Below are 19034 nucleotides of genomic sequence, written 5' to 3' on the forward strand. Positions count from 1 at the left end.
TGAGGAGCCGCCCCATGCCCGCGCACCCCCACACCCTGCCCGGACTTCTCCGCGACTGGGCCCGCGACACCCCGAACCGCCGCGCGTTCACCTTCGTCAGCCACCCCGCGTACGACTCGCGGGGCGTCCACCGCACCCTGACCTGGCAGCGCCTCGACCTGCGCACCAGGGCCGTCGCCGCCCGGATCGCCGCGAGCACCGCCCCCGGGGACCGGGTCGCGCTGCTCTGCCCGCAGGGCCCGGACTTCGTCATCGGCTTCCTGGCCGCGCTGACCGCCGGACGCGTCGCCGTCCCCATGTTCACCCCCGAACTGCCCGGACACGGCGACCGGCTGGCCGCCGTCCTGGAGGACGCGCGCCCCGCCCTGGTGCTCACCACCCGCGACAGCCTCGACGGCGTACGGGCCTTCCTCGGCGACCGGTCGATACCGGTGCCGGCGCAGGCCACCGATCTGATCCCGGACACCGGGACCGAGGGCCGGGAGGGCCGGGAGGGCCGGGAGAGCTGGGAGCCGCCGCGGGTGCCCGCGGACTCCCTCGCCTACCTCCAGTACACCTCCGGCTCCACCCGGGTCCCGGCCGGCGTCGAGATCTCGCACGCCAACGTCGTGGCCAACGCCCGTCAGGCCCTGAGCGTGTACGCCGCCGACGACGGCCGGCCCGTCACCACCGTCGGCTGGCTGCCGCTCTACCACGACATGGGGCTGGTCCTCAGCGTCGCCGCCCCCGTGGTGCGAGGGCTGCTGTCCGTGCTCATGGACCCCGCGGACTTCCTCCAGCGCCCCGTCCGCTGGCTGCGGCTGCTCACCGAGCACCCGGGAGCGATCAGCGCCGCGCCCAACTTCGCGTACGACTACTGTGCCTCGGCGATCGGCGAGGAGGACAAGGCCGGGCTGCGGCTCGACGGCGTCACCGCCCTCATCAACGGCAGCGAGCCCGTCCGCCCCGGGACCGCCGAGCGCTTCCACGCCGCGTTCGCCGCGCAGGGCCTGCAGGCCGGCGTGCACTGCCCCTCCTACGGGCTCGCCGAGGCCACCGTCTTCGTCAGCGCCGCCCGGCCGGGCGAGCCGCCGCGCGGCCACTGGCTCGACCGCGAGGCGCTGGCCGCCGGCAAGGCCCTGCCCGTTCCGCCCCACGCCCCCGGAGCCGTCCGCCTCGCCGGCTGCGGCGCCCCCGCCGGGCAGCGGATCCGGATCGCCGACCCGGCCGGCCGCACCGCCGTCCCCGACGGAGAGGTCGGCGAGATCTGGGTCCAGGGCCCCAACGTCGGCCGCGGCTACTGGAACCGCGACCCGCGGACCCGCCGGGTCTTCCACGCCGCCCTGCACGGCGCCACCGGCACCTGGCTGCGCACCGGCGACCTCGGCACGGTCCTGGACGGGCAGCTCCTGGTCACCGGCCGGCTCAAGGACCTGGTCATCGTCGACGGCCGCAACCACTACCCCCAGGACCTCGAAGCCACCGCCCAGGCCGCCCATCCCGCCATCCGCCCCGACCGCCTCGCCGCCTTCGCGGTCACCCTCGACGACGGCACCGAGGGCGCCGTCCTGGTCGCCGAGCACGGACGGGCCGTGGCCGCCGCCGACCGCGACCCGGACGAGACCGGCCGCGCGGTGCGTGCCGCCCTGTCCGCCCGCCACGGCCTGCGCCTGGCCGGCTTCGCCCTGGTCCCGCCGGGCACCGTTCCGCGCACCTCCAGCGGCAAGGTCTCGCGGTCCCTCACCCGGACCCGCTACCTGGACGGGGAGTACGCGTGAGGGGCCCCGACGCCGCGCTGCTGCGGCGGCTGATCAACGAACGCGTCGCCTCCTGGACCGGGGCGGACGCCGCCGGGGTCGCGGGGGACCGGCCGCTGGTGGACTACGGGATGTCCTCGCGGGACGCGGTCGCGCTCACCGGCGAACTGGCCCGGGCGGTCGGACGGGACCTGCCGGCGACCCTGCTGTGGGAGACCGGCACGGTGGACGGCCTGGTCCGGCGGCTCGGCACGGCGGCCCGGCCCGTCCACAGTGCCGAGCCGCTGATGATGCGGACCTCGCTGCCGGAGCCCTCCGACGAGCCGATCGCCGTGGTCGGTGTCGGCTGCCGGCTGCCCGGCGGCGTACGCGGCCCCGCCGACTACTGGCGGCTGCTCATGGACGGCACCGACGCCGTCGGCGCCGTGCCCGACGGCCGCTGGGCGGACTTCCCGGAGCCGCCGCCGGACACCCACCGGCGGGGCGGCTACCTGGGCCCGATCGACGAGATCGCCGCCTTCGACGCCGAGTTCTTCCGGATCAGCCCCAGCGAGGCCGCCGCCATGGACCCCCAGCAGCGGATGCTGCTCGAAGTGGTCCACGAGGCGCTGGACCACGCCGCCATCCCGGCCGCCTCCCTCGCCGGCACCGCCACCGGGGTCTTCGTCGGCATCTCGTCCAACGAGTACGGGCAGCTCACCGGCGCCGACCCAACCGCCGTCGACCCCCGGGCCCCCACCGGGGCGGCCCCCAGCATCGCCGCCGGACGGCTGAGTTACGTACTCGACCTGCGCGGCCCGAGCGTCGCCGTCGACACCGCGTGCTCGTCGTCGCTGGTCGCCGTCCACCAGGCGTGCGTCAGCCTGCGCACCGGCGAGAGCGACACCGCGCTGGCGGCCGGGGTCAACCTTCTCCTGACCCCCGCCGTCACCGTCGCCTTCGGGCGCGCCGGGGCGCTCGCGCCGGACGGCCGCTGCAAGGCGTTCTCGGCCGACGCGGACGGCATCGGGCGGTCCGAGGGCTGCGCGGTCGCCGTGCTCAAGCGGCTGCCGGACGCGCTGCGCGACGGCGACCGGGTGCTGGCCATGATCCGGGCCACCGCCGTCAACTCCGACGGGCGCTCCAACGGCCTGATGGCGCCCAGCCCCGGCGCCCAACGCGCCCTGCTGGAAGCCGCCTACGGCCGGGCCGGCGCCGACCCCGCCACCGTCGACCTCGTCGAGGCGCACGGCACCGGAACCCCGCTCGGCGACCCCATCGAGGCGGACGCGCTGGCCGCCGTGCTCGGCCGGGGCCGCGACCCCGACCAGCCGCTGCTGCTCGGCTCGGCCAAGAGCAACCTCGGCCACCTGGAGTCGGCCGCCGGCATCGCGGGCCTGGTCAAGGCGGTGCTCGCGCTGCACCACGACCGCGTACCGCCCTCCCTGCACTGCGACCGCCCGGCCCTGGACGACCCCCGGCTGCGCGTCGTCACCGAGCCCGAACCCTGGCCCCGGTACGGCGGCACCGCCGTGGCAGGGGTCTCCGCCTTCGGCTTCGGCGGCACCAACGCCCATGCCGTACTGGAGGAATGGCCCAGTACCCCGAGCACGCCCAGCACGCCGAGCACGCCGAGCACGCCCAGCTCGCCGAACACCCCGAGCACGCAGAGCACGCCCAGCACGCCGAACACGCCGCGTGCGCAGCGGGCGTGGCAGGGGCCGCCCGGTGCCGGCGCGCCGGCCGTCCTGCCGCTCAGCGACGCCGACACCGCCCGCCTGCGCGACACCGCCGGACGCCTCGCGGACTGGCTCGCCACCCCGGACGGCCGGGCCGTCCGCACCGCCGACCTCGCCCGCACCCTGGCCGGCCGCACCGGCCGGGGCCCCGCCCGCGCGGCGGTCGTCGCCCGCGACCGGGCCGGCGTCACCGCCTCGCTGCGGGCCCTGGCCGAGGACCGGCCCGACCCCGGAGTGGTCACCGGCGACCAGGACCGGATCGGCCCAGGAGTGGTCTGGGTCTTCTCCGGCCACGGCGGCCAGTGGCCCGGCATGGGCCGTGAACTCCTCACCGCCGAACCGGCGTTCGCCGCCGCCGTGGACCGGCTCGAACCCCTCCTCGCCGCCGCCTGCGACGGACTCTCCCTCCGTGCGAGCCTGGAGCACGGCACCGGGCTGGACCGCCTGGCGACCGCCCAGCCCGTGCTGTTCGGCATGCAGCTCGCGCTCGCCGCGCTCTGGCGCGCCCACGGCGTCGAACCCGCCGCCGTCATCGGCCACTCCATGGGCGAGGTGGCCGCCGCCGTGGCGTCGGGCGGCCTCGACCCGCGCGACGGCGCCCGCGTCATCGCCGAACGCTCCCGGCTGCTGGACTCCCTCGACGGCGGAGCCATGGCGGTCATCGACCTCGACGACACCGAACTCGCCGAGCTCACGGCCGACGTTCCCGGGGTGCATGTCGCCGTGCACTCCTCACCCACGCAGAAGATCGTGACCGGTGACGCCGCCGCCGTCACCCGCCTCGCCGACCGTCTGACCGCGCTCGGCCGCCCCGTCCGCACCATGCGCGTCCAGGGCGCCGGCCACTCACCCCAGGTCGACCCGCTGCTGCCGGAACTCACCGCCCGGCTCGCCGGCGTCCAGGGCAAGGCCCCCGCCGTACGCGGCTATTCGACGGTCCATGACGACCCGCGCACGCCGTCCGGCTACGACGTCGCGCACTGGGCCGCCAACCTCCGCCGCCCGGTCCGGCTCGACCGGGCCCTGGCGGCCGCCGCGCGGGACGGTCACACCGCCTTCGTCGAACTGTCCCCGCATCCCACCCTCCTGCATCCCATCGCCCAGACGCTCCCCGACGCCCTGGCCCTTCCCACGTTACGACGTACCACTGACACACCCCTGTCCTTCCGCACCAGCCTCGCCGCCCTGCACGCCGCCGGTCACCGCCTCCCGCTCCCGGCCGGCCGGGTCGTGGACCTGCCCGGCCCCCGCTGGCGCCGTACCCGCCACTGGTGGACCGACCGGCCGGCCGCCCCCGCGCCGGGCCGGCCGCCGGCCACGGCGAGCGGCGGCCCGCAGGAGCCGCCGCCGGCCGTACAGCGCCTCCTCCACCACATCGCCACCGTCACCGGCCATCTGCCCGGACAGCTCGGCCCCGGCACGGCCCTCGCCGACCTCGGCCTGGACTCCCTGATGGCGACCCGGATCCGGGCCGCCGTCGAGGCCGAGTCCGGGGTCGCCCTGCCGCTGCGCGACCTGCTGCGCGCCACCACCGTCCAGGACATCGCCGACCGCCTCACCGCCGACCGCCCGCAGCAACCGCGATCACAGCCACCGCCGCCACCGCCGCAACCGCCGCACCCACTGAGCCCGCTGCGCGCCGCCGGTCACCGGCCGCCGCTCTTCCTCGCGCACGCCGCAGGCGGCCGCACCACCGTCTACCGGGGCCTGGCCGCACTCCTCGGCCCCGGCCAGCCGGTGATCGGCCTGGAGCGGATCGAGGACGCCGGGACGGTCACCGCCAAGGCCGAGCGCTACGCCGACGCCATCCTGGCGGCGTACCCGCGCGGCCCGTACCGGCTCGGCGGCTGGTCCTTCGGCGGTTTCGTCGCCCAGGAGACCGCCCGCCTCCTCACCGCCGCCGGGCACGAGGTGGACACCGTCGTCCTCATCGACTCCGTACGCCCGCTGCCGGCCCGCGGCGACCGGACCCGCGCCCGCTTCGAGGGCTTCGCCGCCCATGTGGCCGACGTCTACGGCGTACGCCTCGACCTCCCGTACGACCTCCTGGCGGGCATGGACGAACGGGCCCGCATCGAACGGGTGCTGCGCGTCCTGCGCGAGGCCGCCGACATCCCGGCCGCCGCGCTGGAACACCAGCGCACCTCCTACCTCGACCTGCGCATCGGCGAGGCGCACGCCCCCGCCCCCCACAAGGGCCGGGTCATCCTCTACCGGGCCACCGAGCCCGCGCCGCACACCGTGCGCGACCCGGCGTACGAGCGCGAGGACGACGCGCTCGGCTGGGACGAGGTGTGCCCGGACCTGGAGGTCGTCCGGGTCGCGGGCCACCACCTCAACCTGCTCGACCCGCCCCACGTCGACGCCATCGCCGCACACCTGAACCGAGCACTCTGACCCGCACGCCGAGGAGCCGCACATGCACCGCCGCACCCTCATCAGAGCCGCCGCCGGCGCCGGTCTCGCCGGCTGCCTCGGCACCGCCGCGACCGGCCGCGCGGGCGCCGTGACCCAACTCGGCGACCGCACCTTCGACCTGTCGGTCCCCTCCGCCGCCCTGGGCCGCGACGCTCCGGTCCGGATCATCCTGCCCACCGCCCACGACACCCGTCCCGACCGCACCTGGCCGGTGCTGTACCTGCTGCACGGCGCCCACGACGACTACACCTCCTGGACCCGCGAGACCGCCGTCGAGGCCTTCACCGAGGACCTGGACCTCATCGTCGCCATGCCCGACGGCGGCCCCACCGGCATCCCCACCCGGTGGCTCGACGGCACCGACTACGAGACCTTCCAGCTCACCGAGGTCCCCGCCGTGCTGAGCGCCGCCTACCGGGCCTCCGGCGTCCGCGCCGTGGCCGGGGTCTCCACCGGCGGCTACGGCGCGATGGCCCACGCCGCCCGCCACCCCGGCGCCTTCACCGCCGCCGCCTCGTACAGCGGCGTCCTGGACACGACGCTGCTCGGGGTGCCGCCGATCGTCGACGCGATCGTCGCCCGGGAGAGCCTGGCCGCCTGGTCCCTGTGGGGCGACCCGCTCCTGCGGTACGCGACCTGGCGCGACTTCAACCCCCGGGCCCGCGCCTCCGGGCTGCGCGGCACGCCGCTGTACGTCTCGGCCGGCAGCGGCCTGGCCGGCAGCACCGGTGACCTGTTCCCCGAGGCTCTGGAGAGCGCGCTGTGGCCGGCCGCCCACAGCTTCACCACGACGCTGGGCCTGCTCGGTGTCGCGGTGACGACGCACTTCTACTCGGGCGGCGCCCACAGCTGGAAGTACTGGCAGGCGGAGTTCACCGCATCCTGGCCGATTCTCGCCTCGGCACTGGGGCTTTAGCGACGGCATTGTCACCTGAGGACAAAAACCGGCCGCCGGCTGTGCGACCGGCACGGGACCGGTGCGACCGGCAGCCGATACTGTTGACGGCCGAACGGCCAAGCGGAAAGGAGCGTCCGCCATGGTGATCCCCACGCCCCACCGCATATCGAGCGATGCCTTCACCGCCGTGCCCGACGATCTGGTCAAACTCCTGCGCGAGCGGCTGGAGGAGACCGCCGACGAGGTCGAACGCGAGGTACGCGTCAGCGTCCCGGAGTACGCCAGGCACGGTGACAACTACGTCAAGAACCTCAGAGCCGGCGTCGTACAGGCCCTCACCCTCTTCGTCGACCTGGTCGCCGACCCGCTGCGCGACTGGGAGTCGATCTCCGCCACCTACTACGAGATCGGCCGCGGCGAGGCCCTGGAGGGCCGCAGCCTGGACGCCCTGCAGTCCGCACTGCGGATCGGCGGACGGGTCGCCTGGCGTCTGATGAGCCAGCTGGCGGAGGAACAGAAACTCGACGCCGTGCTGCTGGCCGGACTCGCCGAAGCGGCGATGGTGGCCATCCACGAGGTCGCGGAGGCGGCGACCGCCGGATACACCGAGGCGCGGCTGCGCAGCACCGGCGAGCTGCAACGCCGCCGCAAACGCCTCCTCGACCTGCTGCTCACCGACCCGCCGGCCCCGGAGGAGGCGGTCCAGGACCTGGCACACAGCGCGCAGTGGCCAGTGCCGCGCTTCGTCGCGGCCGTCGCGTTCGCGGCCGCCCCGCAGGCGGACACCCCGGACCGCTTCCTGGTACCCGGCGGGGTCCTGGCCGACATGGACGCCCGGCCGCCCCGCATGATCCTTCCCGACCCCGAGTCGTCCGGCCGGCCACGCGGCCGCAACCTCTCCCTGGCGTTGCGGGGCCGGCCGGCCGCCGTGGGCCCCACCGTCCCGCTGGCGGAGGCCGCGGACTCACTGCGCCTCGCCACGCGCACGCTGGCCCTCATGGGACGCGGCGTCCTTCCCCCACGCGGGGTCGTGCGGTGCGCCGACCACTTGTCGACGCTGCTGCTGCACAGCGACGAGACCTTGCTGCGCAGGCTCTCCGAGCAGGTCCTCGCCCCGCTGGACGCCGCCTCCCGGCCCCAGCGCGACCGGCTCGCGGAGACCCTGCTCGCCTGGCTGCAGAGCGGCAGCAGCGTCGGCGACGTGGCCGCCCGGCTGCACGTTCATCCGCAGACGGTGCGCTACCGGCTGCGGCAGCTGGACAAGCTCTTCGGAGACCGGCTCCGCGACCCGGACACCCGCTTCGACCTCGAAGTCGCCCTGCGCGCGCGGGCCGACAGCCGCACCGGCACCTGACGCCGCCCCGCCCTGCCGCCACCCGGCGAGCAGCGGCAGCGCCCCGAAGATGTGGCCGCGCCACAGTACGCGGGTGGCCTCCTCCGGACAGGCCACGACGGCCGGCTCCGTGTCCCACACCCGGGTCAGCCGCCGGCCGTCCTCGTACGCGGGCCGGCCGGGATCGCCGTGGGCGGCGAAGGAGGTCCAGGCCGTGGGCGCCGGTCGGGCGACCCGGTCGAGCGGACCACGGTTGACGGGAGCACCCTCGATCTGCGCGAAACCTCCATGCCCACGCGGTAGTTGAAGGTCACCACGACCACGCCGTGCCGTGCGGGCACCGCCCCGTCGTACGCGGCGTCGGCCGCCTCCCGTATGCCCTCCCGCGGCGGTACGGGCCGGGGTGCGGCGAAACACAACGTGCCGACCGGAGGCTGCGCGAAGGGTATGCCCCGGAAGACGGCGAGACCGTCCACCTCCCGTCCGCGCAATGCCCCGGCGGTGGCGCGTACTTCCATTCCGGCAGAGCGCATCGGGTTTTCCCGCCTTCCTGCGCACAGGGCCACTCACCTGTGACAACTCTGCCGAATCCGAGGCGGTTCCCCTACTCGGATTCGGAGCGGAAAAGGGATCCGCTTTGTCATTCCCGTCACTAACACCTTCGAATGCGGCCGCGTTACTTTCGGGCCACCCCATTCGGCGCGCTGTCGTGCGCATCATCCGCGGAGGATTCCCCCACATGTTCCCCCACGTGTTCCCCCACATGAAATCCCGGCTGTTACGGCTGACCGTCGCGGCCGCGACGCTCGCCGCCGGCGGAGGACTGGTCGCGCTGGCCGCGCCCACCGCCTCGGCGGCCTGCGCGGACCTCGATGTCGTCGCGGCCCGCGGCACCTTCGAGCCCGGCACCCTCGGCGCCATCGTCGGTGACCCGGTCCTCGCCGCGCTCCAGAAGAAGATCACCGGCAAGACCCTCAGCGGCTACCGCGTCGACTACCCGGCGGACCTGTCCCTCACCTCGGCCGCGCAGGGCAACGCCAAGCTCGTCGACCACGTCAGGAGCCAGGCGGCCTCCTGCCCCAACCAGCGTTTCATCCTGGTCGGCTACTCGCAGGGCGCCAACGTCGTCGACAACTCGATCGGCATCAGCAGCGCGGGCGCGACCGTCGGCAGCCCCATCGTCGCCACCATCCCCGACGCCCTGGAACCGAGGGTGGCCGCGGTGCTGCTCTTCGGCAACCCCATCCGGGCGCTGGGCAAGAGTGTCACCGGCACCTACCAGGGCCGCACCATCGACTTCTGCGCGGACGGCGACCCGGTCTGCGAGAACGGCGGTGACGACGTCCTCGCCCATCTCGGCTACACCGCCGACGCCGACCAGGCGGCCGCCTTCGCCGCCGGGAAGGTGTGACCGCCGGTACTGAGCCGCGTCCGAGGGGCCCGGGGAGCTGTGACTCCCCGGGCCCCCTGGTGTCCGTGCCGGTCAGTGCCGCGCCGCGAACTCCGCGAGATGGGTGGAGACCGTCTCCGGCTCGCCGTTGTTCTGTTCCGGCGCGGCGGTCAGCACGTCGAGGTGCTGGTAGCCGGGTGCGATGACCGGATCGAGGTCCTCGGGCGGGTTGTCGCTCAGCAGGCCGTCGCCGGCCAGCAAGGTGACCGTGGGGTTGGCGGTCAGCCCGCCGGGATGGACCACGAACCTGCTCACCTGCGGTGACGTACCGAGTTCGATATCGGTGACCAGCTTGGTGGGAAAGTAGTCCTCGGTGAAGTCCAGCGGCTGCTCGGACAGGCTGCGCGCGAGTTCCCCGATGTCGGTGACCTCCTTGGTGGCGTCGGTGAAGGGCGTCCCGTCGGACGAGCGGTACCCCGGGTCGTCGGCGTCGCCCACCCGGTCGTAGTCGCGCCAGGTGTACAGCGGACCGTGCGGCTCGGCCGGGATCGCCTTGTACTCGGTGCCGGTGAGGGCCCGCGAGCTGTCGTCGCCGTTGGCCACCGGGAAGTTCTTGTCGACGATCCTGCCACCGTCGTAGAAGCCCACGCTGGACTGGATGAACGACAGCGGTACCGAGTTGTCGTCCGTCAGCGTGCCGAGCGCGGCCGCGTTGGTGAGCCGGTAGTCCTCCACCGTGGGTGTGCCCAGGAGGAAGGTGGCGGCGTCCTTCGAGAACAGCAGCCGGTTCGTGGTGTCGACATTGGTGTTCGGCGGCACCGAGGCGGCGAGGTCGGACTCGCCGTCCGGGCTGACGGCGGCCCACAGTCCGGCGATCGAGAGCAGGGTCATCGTCTCGGCGTTGACGACGGAGGGCGCCTCGACCGCGCGCGGCAGCAGACCGCTGTCGAGACCTGCCTGTACGGCGGCGTAGCCGATGCCGACGTCCGGGATGTCCATGTCGGCGGGCATGCTGCCCTGCAGGTCGCCGAGCGAGGTGGAGATGGTGGTGTCGAGGGCGAAGTAGCCGGCGCACTGGTTGTACCCGGCGTCGGCCGTCGTGGCCGCGTTCCCGTCGAAGTCCCAGGCGGCGAAGTAGCCGGTGAGCACCCCGCCGAGCGAGTGGCCGCCGCACAGCACCTTGCTCCTGCGCAGGGCCGGCGACGGCAGTTCGGCGGTCAGCAGGTCGTACTCGTCGCGTACGGTCTGCTCCAGGCCGAGCTTCGACAGCCAGCCGTACTGGCTGTTGTCCAGGAAGCCGGCGAACTTCCGCCCGCCCACCGACGCGCCGTTGTAGTAGTAGTCGACCGCCCGGTGCGGGTCGCCGGAATCCAGCCCGGCCTGGATTCCGCTGCGGTCCTCAAGGCAGTTCGAACGCCGGTCCAGGGCCCAGAACTCGATGTGCTCGCCCAGCTTCGCGGCCTGTGCGACGGTGTTCCGGGCGACACTGTCGAAGGCGCCCGCACCTTCCAGGATGCCGGGCTGCGCGACCAGGATCCGGTCGGCGTCGGACGAGAGCACCGGGCCGTCGCCGGCCCGGTAGCGCAGGTACGACAGCCAGTCGCAGGCGGCGGGACGGCTGCCCACCGACGCCGGCAGCGGCACCTTCACCTTCACCACGGACTCGGTGACGCCGGTGACCGGTGACCCGGACGCGACGGGAGTCTCCACGCGGGCCGGGGTCGCGTGCGCGGTCGGAACGCCGGCCAGCGACCCGACGGCGAGCGCGCTCGCGATCACCGTGCTCCGCCACCTCGGACATCTCTTACGGCTCGTAGTCATGTCCCGGACAGTAGGACCGCGCCGGCCCGGGTCTCAGGCGGCGCTGAGGAGATTTCGTACACCCTGCCGCGCCTTTGTCAGCCACGGACAGTCCGCGCCCGCGGGCCGCTTTCCATGAGAGCTTTCCCATGATTATGAGATCTTCCCAAGAAAGAGCACGCAGTAGTTCTGGGCGCAACATTCCGCACCTAAGTTCGTCCGCATGACCGAAGACCACACGGCGCCGCCGGCCGACGAGCCCGGCAGCGCTCCAACTCGACGACGCAGATCCCGCGTCCTCATAACGGCCGGTATCGCCCTCGGCTGTGCACTCGTCCTCGGCGGTACCGCCGCGGGCATCGCCTACTGGAACCTCGACAACAACATCAAGAGCGTCGACATCAACAGCGCGCTCGGCACCGACCGGCCCACCAAGGCGGCCACCACACCGTCCGCCTCGGCCTCGGCCTCGGCCTCCGCCTCCGAAACCCCCGTCGCCACGGGCGCGATGAACATCCTGGTCCTCGGATCCGACTCGCGCAGCGGCGCCAACGCCGCACTCGGCGGCGGCGACACCAGTGGTGCCCGCTCCGACACCGCGATGATCGTGCACATCAACGAGGCCCACACCGGGGCCACCGTCGTCAGCATCCCCCGCGACACTCTCGTCTACCGGCCCTCCTGCCCCACCAGCGGCGGCGGTACGACCTCGGCCGCGTACGGCGTGATGTTCAACAGCGCGTTCTCGGTGGGCGGTGCGGCCTGCGCGGTCAAGACCGTGGAGACCCTCACGAACGTCCGCATGGACCACTACGTCGAGATCGACTTCACCGGCTTCGCCGAACTCATCGACGCCCTGGGCGGGGTGACCGTCACCACCACCCAGGACATCGACGACGACAAGAGCCATCTCAAGCTCGCGGCCGGCACCCACCACCTCAACGGCAAGAAGGCCCTGGCGTTCGCCCGCACGCGGCACGGCTACGGCGACGGCAGCGACCTCGGGCGCATCAAGCTCCAGCAGCAGCTGATCAAGGCCCTGACCGAGCAGATCGCCTCCGCCGACCTGCTCACCAACCCCGCCAAGCTCTACTCGGTCGCGGCGACCGCCACCAGCGCCATCACCACCGACACCGATCTCGACTCCCTGAGCGAGCTGATGAGCCTCGGGTCGAGCCTGCGCGAGATCGGCTCGGACGATCTCACCTCCATCACCATGCCGGTGACGACCGCCCCCTCCGACCCGAACCGGGTGGTCGCCACCAGCGCGGCGAGCAAGGTGTGGGCGGCGCTGCGCAACGACACCGCACTACCCAAGAGCCTCACCCAGGACGAGGACTGACCGCACCGACCGGACCGACCCGACCGACCGCCCCCGGCTCACCGGGCGGCGGCGGGCTCGGCCCCCTCGTAGGCCGCGGTGAGGATGGCGCGCAGATCGTCCGGGGAGGCCTCGCGGGGGTTGGCGTACGGCGTGGCGGCGGCCAGCCGGACCGCGCGGGCGATGCCGTCGCGGGGCATCCCCAGCGCGGCGAGTGAACGCGGGGCGCCGAGGCGGCGGCCGAGCTCCCACAGCCCGGCCACCGCGTCGGCGGCGCCGAGCGCCCTGCGCAGCGCCGCCGATGTCTCCGGCACGGCGGGGGTGTTGAAGGCCAGGACGTACGGCAGGACGACCGTGTGGGTGTCGGCGTGCGGGAGTCCGAAGGTGCCGCCGAGCACATGGCAGAGCTTGTGGTGCAGGCCCATGGTGGTGGAACCGAGGCAGGCCCCGCAGAGCCAGGCACCGTACAGGGCCTGGCTGCGCGCGTCGGGGTCGGCCGGATCGGCGCCGATCGCGGGCAGGGCGGCGGCGAGCGCGCGTACCCCCTCCTCGGCCATCAGCGCGATGACGGGGGAGGCGTCGGGGGCGTAGAGCGCCTCGACGGCGTGCGCAAGGGCGTTCATGCCGCTGGTGGCGGAGAGCGCGGGCGGCATGGACGTGGTCAGCCCGGGGTCGTAGACGACACTGCGCGGCAGGACCGCCGGGTCGCGGCCGGTGCGCTTGACGCCGTTCTCGGTCAGGCCCCACACGGGGGTCATCTCGGAGCCCGCGTAGGTCGTCGGCACGGCGATCAGCGGCAGACCCGCGCGCAGCGCCAGCGCTTTGCCGAGGCCGATGGCGGAGCCGCCGCCGACCGCCACGCAGCCGTCGGCACGCAGTTCGCGGGCCACCTCGGCCGCCTTGTCGGCGACCTCGACCGGGACGTGCATCACCGCGCCGGGATGCAGACCCACGCACAGTTCGCCGAGCGGACCGGCCACCGCCCGCGCCACGTCGCGGCCCCGGGAGCCGGACAGGACCAGCACGCGGCGCAGCCCGAGCCGCCCGGCCTCGTCCGCGACGGCGGTGGTCGAGGCGCCGGGCCGGAAGACGACCCGCACGGGCAGGGTCTCGTGGACGAACTCGCGCTTCACGGCGGGTGCGGGACGAGGCCGCGGTGCGCGTGCCGCGTCCGACGCGGCGGTCGGGGCCTGCTCGGTGGAATCGGTGCCCATCGTCGGTAACCTCTCGTCCTTCCGGTCGGTCCCCGTCCCAGGATGCGCTTCGGAGCGGCCGTCCGAGGTGGACCCGAGCCGGCGGAATATAGTTCGATATTCAACATGTTACGTTGGTGCAGGTCACCACCACAGGCAAGGAGAGCCATGAACACCCAGCTGGACGTGCGCCGCGCGGACGACCGCTTCCACACCCGCGCCGGCTGGCTCGACTCCCACCACTGCTTCTCCTTCAGCCGGCACTACGACCCGGGCAACACCCACTTCGGGCTGCTGCTGGTCTCCAACGACGACGTGGTCGCACCCGGTACCGGCTTCGACACCCACCCGCACCGCGACATGGAGATCGTCACCTGGGTCCTCGACGGCGGCCTGGTCCACCAGGACTCCGAGGGGCACAACGGCGTCATCTACCCCGGCCTCGCGCAGCGCATGAGCGCCGGCACCGGCATCCTGCACAGCGAGAAGAACGACTCCTGGAAGCTCACCGGCGAGCCCGAGCACGCCGAGCCCGTCCACTTCGTGCAGATGTGGATCCCGCCGGACGAGCAGGGCATCCAGCCCGGTTACGAGCAGCTCGACATCAACGACGAGCTGGCGAAGGGCGGCTGGACCACGGTCGCCTCCGGGATGGCCAAGCACCGCGACCACCGGGCCATCTCCATCCGGCAGAAGCACGCCGCCCTCCAGGCCGCCCGGATGGGCGCGAACGAGACGCTGGCCGTTCCCTCGGCCCCCTTCGTCCACGTGTACGTCGCCAAGGGCGAGGCCGCCCTCGAAGGCGCCGGCCTCCTCAAGGCGGGTGACGCCGTCCGGATCACCGGTGCCGAGGGTCAGCAGCTCACCTCCGGCGCCGAGGGCGCGGAAGTGCTGCTGTGGGAGATGGACGCCACGGTCCGGTTCAGCTGATCCCCGGCCATCCGGGAACGGGCGGGTCGGGTCGGGCGGGTCGGGTAGGGCGGGTAGGGCGGGTAGGGCGGGTCGGGTAGGGCGGGTGGGGGCGGGAAAACAACTCGCCCTGCCCCGCCCCGCAGTTGATAACGTCCGGAGGATGTCGTCACTGCATGCCGGAGTGATCCTCTTCCACGACGGACGGCTCGCCGTCCAGGATTCCTGCACCCTGCCCGCGGCCCCCGTCCCCCCGGGCGGCGACGCCGCGGCCACGGCCGTCCGGGTGGCCCGCACCGCCCTGGGCAGCGAGATCGAGATCGAGATCGAACCCGGGCCCCGGCTGGAGGTGCGCACCGCCGACGCCACCCATCTGTACTTCCGCGCCACCGCCCGGGACGCCGGCCGGGCCCGGCTGCTCACCCGGGACGAGGCCGTCCACCTGCCGATCACCCCCTGGACGGCGGGGGAGGCGATCCTGCGTTCCTGGGCCGCCGAGCCGTGGTGGGAGGGCCGCCTGGTGGTGGAGGACCCCGACGGCCGCCCGCCGAAGCGCTCCCGGGCCGGCGCCGTCGTCATCCGGGACGGCAGGATACTGCTGATCCGCTACTGGGACCGGCCGCAGGAGACGTACGAGATCCCCGGCGGCGGCATCGAGGCGGGGGAGACCCCGCAGGACGCCGTGCTGCGCGAGCTCACCGAGGAGACCGGGATGACCGGCACCGTGATCCGGGAGATCGCCCGCGTCGACCGGAACCTGTGGGGCGGTTCCCATCCCGGTCACTACTTCCTGGTCGAGGCGGCCGGCGAGATCGGCCCGCGCGCCACCCTCGACCTCGACGTGGAACAGGCGTCGCCGGTCTGGGTCCCGGTCGCGGACCTGCCGGGGCTGCCGCTGTGGCCCAAGCGGCTCGGCTGGCGCATCGCCCACTGGTACCGCCTGGGCTGGCCCGGCACCCCGGCCGTGCTGTGCGACTCGATCAAGGATCTGACCGTGCCCTGCGACTGGTAGGCCCGCGATGGCAGGATCGGGGACATGGTGCACATCACGCTGGTCCGCGGGGACATCACCGAGCAGGCCGTCGACGCCGTCGTGAACGCGGCCAACTCCTCCCTGCTGGGAGGCGGTGGCGTGGACGGCGCGATCCACCGACGGGGCGGCCCGGAGATCCTCGCCGCGTGCCGCGGGCTGCGCGACTCCCACTACGGCCGGGGCCTGGCGACCGGCCAGGCCGTCGCCACCACCGCCGGGCGGCTGCCCGCCCGCTGGGTGATCCACACCGTCGGCCCGGTCTGGTCCCGCGAGGAGGACCGCTCCGCCCTCCTGGCCTCCTGCTACCGCGAGTCGCTGCGCGTCGCCGCCGGACTGGGGGCCCGCACGGTCGCCTTCCCCGCCGTCTCCACCGGCGTCTACGGCTGGCCGATGGAGGACGCCGCCCGGATCGCGCTGGGCACCGTATCGGAGGAGGGCTCCGGGGAGGCCTCCGGGAAGGCCTCCGGGGACCGGTTCGACGAGCTGCGCTTCGTACTGTTCGACGAGGCGGCCCACCGCGTCTTCGAGGCAGAGCTGAGCAGGGTGTAACCGGAAGCGGACCGAACGGGTCCGCGCGATGGCGCGCGGCGACCACGGGGCGTAGGACGGAGGTACCGGGGCTGCCGGAGCGGCCGCCCCCGTTCCCGAGGAGGCATCATGACCCAGTCCGCGTCGATGACCCCGATGAGCAAGGACATGCAGGCCTGCGTCCAGGCGTGCATGTCGTGCCACAGCATGTGCGAGGAGACGATGAGCTCCTGCATGTCGTCCATGGGCGGCCACGAGCAGATGCAGATCATGCGCGCGCTCATGGACTGCACCGAGCTGACCCGCATGTGCGCCGACATGATGATGCGCCGGTCGCCACTGTCCGCCGAGATGTGCGCGATGTGCGCACGCGCGTGCGACATGTGTGCCGAGGCCTGTATGTCCATGCCCGACGATCCCCAGATGATGCGCTGCGCCGAATCGTGTCGGAGCTGCGCCGAGATGTGCCGCACGATGGCCGGCGCCGCCGCCTGACGTGACCACGGAGCGCCGTCGGCCCGCTGCCGGCGGCGCTCCTGGCGTACCTGGCGGATCTCCACAGACGGAGTGTTCCCTTCCCCGGTCGCCGGGGCCCTCGGCCGCCTAGCCTGTGCGTCATTGTCCGGGCGATCTAGGAGAGTCCATGGAGCCCACGGAGATCCTGCCGATCGCCTCGATCCTGTCGATCGTCACCGTCGAGTTCGGCGGCCATGCGCTGCTGCGCTTCATCACCACCGACCATGGCAGACTCGGCGAGCTGCGCGAGCGTTTCTTCCGCGCCGGCCACGCGCACGCCGGCGTCCTGCTGGTGCTGTCCCTGGTCTATCTGCTCTACCTGCCGCGGGCGGGGTTCTCCGACGGCCTGGAATGGCTGTACGGCGTGATGCTGCTGGCCGGTGTGCTGGCCCAGTCCGGCGGCTTCTTCGTGCATCTGGGCGTCGGCCGGGAGGGCGCCGGCTCGGTCGGCACCACGCTCACCAGGATCGGCGGGCTGCTCATCGCCGTGGCGCTGGTCGCGCTGGCGGTCGGACTGATCCGGGCGGCGTGACGGGCCTGACGGGCCTGACGGGCGTGATGGGCGTGGCCGTCGGCGGGCGCGGGTGAGAAATTGCGATCAGGGGAGTGCGCACCTAGCGTTGATCAAGTGAACGCCACCGTTCACTGACGCTCGGCACCAGGCAGAGGCCGGTATGACGACCGCAACCCCGAAGTCGCGGAAGACGGCACGCAACGGCATCGCCCTCGTCGTGATCGCTTCCTGCCAGCTGATGGTGGTCCTCGACATCACCATCGTCAACATCGCGCTGCCGCACATCCAGACCGCACTCGACTTCTCCACCACCAGCCTGGCCTGGGTCATCAACGCCTACACACTGACCTTCGGCGGGCTGCTGCTCCTGGGCGGCCGGACCGGCGACATTCTCGGCCGCAGACGGGTCTTCGTCTTCGGCGTGCTGCTCTTCGGACTGGCCTCGCTGCTCGGCGGTTTCGCCCAGAACTCCGGCGAACTGCTCGCCGCGCGTGCCCTCCAGGGCGTCGGCGGGGCCATCGCCTCGCCGACCGCGCTGGCGCTGATCACCACGACCTTCACCGAGGGACCGGCCCGCAACCGGGCCTTCGGTGTCTTCGCCGCCGTCTCGGCCGGCGGCGGTGCCATCGGGCTGCTGGCGGGCGGGATCCTGGTCGAATGGCTCAACTGGCGCTGGATCTTCTTCGTCAACGTACCCATCGCCGTCCTCATCGCCCTCGCCACCCCCCGCGTCATCAGGGAGTCCGCCCGCCATCCCGGCCGCTTCGACCTCGCCGGGGCGCTGACCTCCACCCTCGGCATGACCTCCCTGGTCTACGGGTTCATCCGCGCCGCGCAGGAAGGCTGGCGCGATCCGCTGACGATCGGCGCCTTTGTGCTGGCCGTGGCACTGCTCGCCGCCTACGTCACCATCGAGCGGCGTACGGCGCAGCCGATCACCCCGCTGCACATGTTCGCTGACCGCAACCGGGCCGGCACCTACGGAATCATGCTCAGCCTGGCCGCCGCGATCTTCGGCATGTTCTTCTTCCTTACGCTCTTCGTGCAGGACATCCTCGACTTCAGTCCGATCCAGGCCGGCCTGGCCTTTCTCCCGGTGAGCGTGGTCATCGCCGTCGGAGCCGGGATCTCGTCCAGGCAACTGCCCCGGCTGGGCCCCAAACCGCTGATGGTCGGCGGCGCGCTGCTGGCGGCCGGCGGGCTGACCTGGCTGACCTTCACCGACATCCACAGCACCTACGCGGGCAGCATTCTCGGCCCCATGCTGCTGTTCGGCCTGGGCATGGGCCTGCAGTTCGTGGCGCTGACCCTGACGGCGGTCTCCGGGGTCGCCCCGTACGAGACCGGAGCCGCCTCCGGACTGCTGAACGCCACCCAGCAGGTCGGCGGCTCGCTCGGCCTGTCCATCCTGGTCACGGTCTTCGGCACCGCCAGCCGCAACGAGGCCGTCGACCAGCTGCCCTCCTTCCTCGCGCAGGCGACCCCGGGCGAGCGGCTGTTCCTGCGGCGCACCGGTCAGCTCCCGGGCACCTGGGGCGACCAGGTGCTCACCACCGGGATCACCACGGCCTTCCTGGTCGCGGCCGCCTTCACCGTCATCGCGGCGCTGATCGCCCTGCTGGTGATCCAGGTGCGCCCCGCCGACCTCGCGCGTCTCCAGGGCACGGCCCCGGCGCCGGCCTCCTCGGCGACCGACTGAGCACCGTCCGAGCGCTGCCCGAGCGCCG

At 73.4% G+C, this 19034-nt stretch carries 15 protein-coding genes; 12 read left to right on the forward strand and 3 right to left on the reverse strand.

Annotation, left to right across the window (positions count from 1 at the left end):
* Window positions 1-14: 14 nt before the first annotated feature.
* The 4 genes from RWE79_RS33630 to RWE79_RS33645 all read left to right on the forward strand — a co-directional run bounded on the left by RWE79_RS33630 (window position 15) and on the right by RWE79_RS33645 (window position 8124).
* A complete protein-coding gene (locus RWE79_RS33630; protein WP_475943849.1) occupies window positions 15-1757 on the forward strand; it encodes a fatty acyl-AMP ligase in 1743 nt (580 codons plus the stop codon).
* Window positions 1754-5851 carry a beta-ketoacyl synthase N-terminal-like domain-containing protein gene (locus tag RWE79_RS33635; protein ID WP_475943850.1) on the forward strand — a complete coding sequence of 1366 codons (4098 nt, stop codon included), beginning with the start codon at window positions 1754-1756 and terminating at the stop codon, window positions 5849-5851. The genes RWE79_RS33630 and RWE79_RS33635 overlap by 4 nt, the downstream gene beginning before the upstream one ends.
* A gap of 22 nt (window positions 5852-5873) precedes the next feature.
* Window positions 5874-6788, forward strand: coding sequence for an alpha/beta hydrolase (locus tag RWE79_RS33640; RefSeq protein WP_475943851.1), 915 nt, complete (start codon window positions 5874-5876; stop codon window positions 6786-6788).
* Window positions 6789-6909: 121 nt separating this feature from the next.
* Window positions 6910-8124 carry a PucR family transcriptional regulator gene (locus tag RWE79_RS33645; RefSeq protein WP_475943852.1) on the forward strand — a complete coding sequence of 405 codons (1215 nt, stop codon included), beginning with the start codon at window positions 6910-6912 and terminating at the stop codon, window positions 8122-8124.
* Window positions 8125-8249: 125 nt separating this feature from the next.
* Here RWE79_RS33645 and RWE79_RS33650 read toward each other — a convergent pair whose 3' ends face one another.
* The gene (locus RWE79_RS33650) at window positions 8250-8636 is read right to left on the reverse strand and encodes a carboxylesterase family protein (protein WP_475943853.1); all 387 of its coding nucleotides are present in this window, start codon (window positions 8634-8636) and stop codon (window positions 8250-8252) included.
* 206 nt (window positions 8637-8842) lie between these two features.
* On the opposite strand from RWE79_RS33650, the gene RWE79_RS33655 reads away from it, so the two are divergent.
* On the forward strand, window positions 8843-9514 hold the full coding sequence (locus tag RWE79_RS33655; protein ID WP_475943854.1) for a cutinase family protein: 672 nt from the start codon (window positions 8843-8845) through the stop codon (window positions 9512-9514).
* A 72-nt stretch (window positions 9515-9586) separates the two neighbouring features.
* Here RWE79_RS33655 and RWE79_RS33660 read toward each other — a convergent pair whose 3' ends face one another.
* Window positions 9587-11314 carry a hypothetical protein gene (locus RWE79_RS33660; protein ID WP_475943855.1) on the reverse strand — a complete coding sequence of 576 codons (1728 nt, stop codon included), beginning with the start codon at window positions 11312-11314 and terminating at the stop codon, window positions 9587-9589.
* A gap of 202 nt (window positions 11315-11516) precedes the next feature.
* On the opposite strand from RWE79_RS33660, the gene RWE79_RS33665 reads away from it, so the two are divergent.
* A complete protein-coding gene (locus tag RWE79_RS33665) occupies window positions 11517-12635 on the forward strand; it encodes an LCP family protein (RefSeq protein ID WP_475943856.1) in 1119 nt (372 codons plus the stop codon).
* Window positions 12636-12673: 38 nt separating this feature from the next.
* Here the strand turns inward: RWE79_RS33665 and RWE79_RS33670 are convergent, their stop codons facing one another.
* Window positions 12674-13828, reverse strand: a complete 1155-nt coding sequence (locus RWE79_RS33670; protein ID WP_475943857.1) for a maleylacetate reductase — start codon at window positions 13826-13828, stop codon at window positions 12674-12676.
* A gap of 147 nt (window positions 13829-13975) precedes the next feature.
* Between RWE79_RS33670 and RWE79_RS33675 the strand changes: the two genes are divergently transcribed.
* From RWE79_RS33675 to RWE79_RS33700, 6 genes are all read left to right on the forward strand, one after another.
* Entirely contained in the window at window positions 13976-14737 is a 762-nt protein-coding gene (locus RWE79_RS33675) for a pirin family protein (protein ID WP_475943858.1), read from the forward strand.
* Window positions 14738-14879: 142 nt separating this feature from the next.
* Window positions 14880-15728 (forward strand): NUDIX hydrolase, encoded by an 849-nt coding sequence (locus RWE79_RS33680; RefSeq protein ID WP_475943859.1) that lies wholly within the window; start codon window positions 14880-14882, stop codon window positions 15726-15728.
* Window positions 15729-15752: 24 nt separating this feature from the next.
* The gene (locus RWE79_RS33685; RefSeq protein WP_475943860.1) at window positions 15753-16298 is read left to right on the forward strand and encodes an O-acetyl-ADP-ribose deacetylase; all 546 of its coding nucleotides are present in this window, start codon (window positions 15753-15755) and stop codon (window positions 16296-16298) included.
* Window positions 16299-16406: 108 nt separating this feature from the next.
* Window positions 16407-16772, forward strand: a complete 366-nt coding sequence (locus RWE79_RS33690) for a four-helix bundle copper-binding protein (protein ID WP_475943861.1) — start codon at window positions 16407-16409, stop codon at window positions 16770-16772.
* A gap of 148 nt (window positions 16773-16920) precedes the next feature.
* Window positions 16921-17325, forward strand: a complete 405-nt coding sequence (locus tag RWE79_RS33695) for a hypothetical protein (protein WP_475943862.1) — start codon at window positions 16921-16923, stop codon at window positions 17323-17325.
* A gap of 142 nt (window positions 17326-17467) precedes the next feature.
* Window positions 17468-19006: an MFS transporter gene (locus RWE79_RS33700; protein WP_475943863.1), complete on the forward strand. Its 1539-nt coding sequence runs from the start codon at window positions 17468-17470 to the stop codon at window positions 19004-19006.
* Window positions 19007-19034 lie beyond the last annotated feature (28 nt).

It is taken from the genome of Streptomyces sp. RLA131, assembly GCF_056270125.1.